The sequence below is a fragment of the Dictyobacter arantiisoli genome, assembly GCF_008326305.1.
Classification (GTDB): domain Bacteria; phylum Chloroflexota; class Ktedonobacteria; order Ktedonobacterales; family Ktedonobacteraceae; genus Dictyobacter; species Dictyobacter arantiisoli.
This window is the reverse complement of the sequence record NZ_BIXY01000213.1, coordinates 1-1,960: the sequence shown is the minus strand read 5'-3', so window position 1 is coordinate 1,960 and position 1,960 is coordinate 1. Positions and strand designations below refer to the sequence as shown.

Sequence of the window (1,960 nt, the reverse complement as noted above, 5' to 3'; positions counted from 1 at the left end):
CGCTTAAATCGCGCCATTCTTTGTCCATTGCTTCTTCCATCTCATCCTCCACTCTTTACTGCTTCCAGTGTATCATCTTTCTTTTCTCCTGCCAAGCCTCCCGCAAAAAAATGACGCGCACCCTCAGCTTCCTTTATCGTCGCAAAGCGCTCTCCGTATGCCTGTGTTCTGCGCAATTTGATGCGTTTGTGATACCAGCACTCGCAATTTCACTCATCCTATGGTAGTATTCTCTTAACGATGCTGAACTATTCCAGGCATCCCCTCCTGGTCAGACCACTTCACTGTTGAAAGTTCTGGTCCTCTACTTCTTATTGCTGACATCACTAATGAAACCTCATACTACCTGTTCATTCATGTGGGGAGATGTCACTAACAACCGCATTGCCGGTACAAGACAAGGTTATCAGACACATGAAGACACTTTATTGCACAACAATTACAGCTAATGCCCTCCGCTTAATTCGCAGCTATGAGGGCGATGTCAAAAATGGTGAAGCTATCGTCTGCCACTATGTACATGAGGAACCCAGCCGCGATAAACACGGCAGGGTCGTTGAAAATGCCTTTAAACTCTATTTTCCCAATAGCGAAGCTATCTGCTATAGCCTGACGGGAGAAATCTCGCACGTAATCCAGAAAAGCGCATAATTTAAAAGATAGAACAGGCCAACAGCGTTCAATATCCGTTGCTGGCCTGTTCTATCGCTATCATATCCAATGGGAATTATCTGTTAGAGTAGTTCGCCCTTCATCACCGTGACGGCCTGTCCGCCCAGCAAGACACGCTCTCCATTCAGTTGCACGCGTACCAGGCCGCCGCGTTTTGAAGCTTGATAGCCCAGCAGCGTATCACGACCGAGTTTCTGGCCCCAATAGGGAGCCAGACAACAATGAGCCGATCCAGTTACAGGATCTTCATTGACACCCACACGCAATCCCCAGCAATGCTTGATATACAATCTGTAGATTGCGCAGCCAAAAGAAACAGCCACGTGATAGTGCACGTAGGATGGCTTCACACTATGCGATTAGTTTACTTGCTCTGTTCCAGGATGAGAGCCTGCCGCTTCGCCTCTACCTGCTCGATCAATTGTGCCAGCGGCAATGAGGCCATTGAAGAGAGCAGCAGGTCAGCATGGTCCAGAGGGAGTTGACCTGTAATGGGATTAGGAATAGCGATGCAGAAAATACCAGCATTCTGGGCTGCACGCACGCCATTGGGCGAATCCTCTAAAGCGATCGCCTCATCCGCCTTCACGCCCAACAAATCTAGTGCCGATTGATAGAGCTCTGGATGTGGCTTCTTATGTGTCACCTCATCCCCAAACTTCATCGCATCAAACTTATCCAATAGGCCCAGACGGGTCAGATGTCGCACCACCCAGGCTCGAGGAGAACTGGACGCCACCGCGATCTTTAATCCCATACGATGAGCCTCATCAATATACTCCTCCACTCCCGGAAGCGCAGAGAGAGCGTCGATCAAAGCCAGATGGCGCTGCAAGCGGCGCTCAGCTATCGACTCATGCGGAATCTCCTTGCCCAGCAGGGATTCCAGATAGGCATGGGGATCAAAAGCATCAATTCCTGTGCCAATACACGTAGCCCAGACATCCAACGGAAGAAAGCTCTGATATTCTTGATATACTTCTTGCCAGGATTGATATGCAGACACTTCTGTATCTATAATAAGACCATCAAAATCAAAGATCAATGCACTGATCATCGGGAAACCTTTCGTCGCGGGATAAAATTATTTATAAGCACGCTGCCACTTCAGACTCTTCATCATATCATATTCGGGCTTAGCTCTTGAAATTGTCGATTGAAAACCCAGGGCTTTCCAATTCTAAAAAACGGAACAGTAGCCAGTGAGCAAGAGATCAAGAGCCTTGTCATACGATGCATCAAAATAGCGCATCTGTCGGGCAACATTGCACACGCCGACACGATCCAT

The 1,960-nt window shown here is 48.3% G+C and carries 2 protein-coding genes and 1 pseudogene; 1 reads left to right on the top strand and 2 read right to left on the bottom strand.

Annotation, left to right across the window (positions count from 1 at the left end; translation table 11 throughout):
• Window positions 1-414: 414 nt before the first annotated feature.
• Entirely contained in the window at window positions 415-651 is a 237-nt protein-coding gene (locus F1593_RS27860; protein WP_149404812.1) for a hypothetical protein, read from the top strand.
• 83 nt (window positions 652-734) lie between these two features.
• On the opposite strand, the pseudogene F1593_RS27855 reads toward F1593_RS27860, so the two are convergent.
• Window positions 735-932, bottom strand: a pseudogene (locus F1593_RS27855) (PhzF family phenazine biosynthesis protein); the annotation flags it as partial.
• Window positions 933-1,036: 104 nt separating this feature from the next.
• Window positions 1,037-1,729: an HAD family hydrolase gene (locus F1593_RS27850; RefSeq protein ID WP_149404810.1), complete on the bottom strand. Its 693-nt coding sequence runs from the start codon at window positions 1,727-1,729 to the stop codon at window positions 1,037-1,039.
• Window positions 1,730-1,960 lie beyond the last annotated feature (231 nt).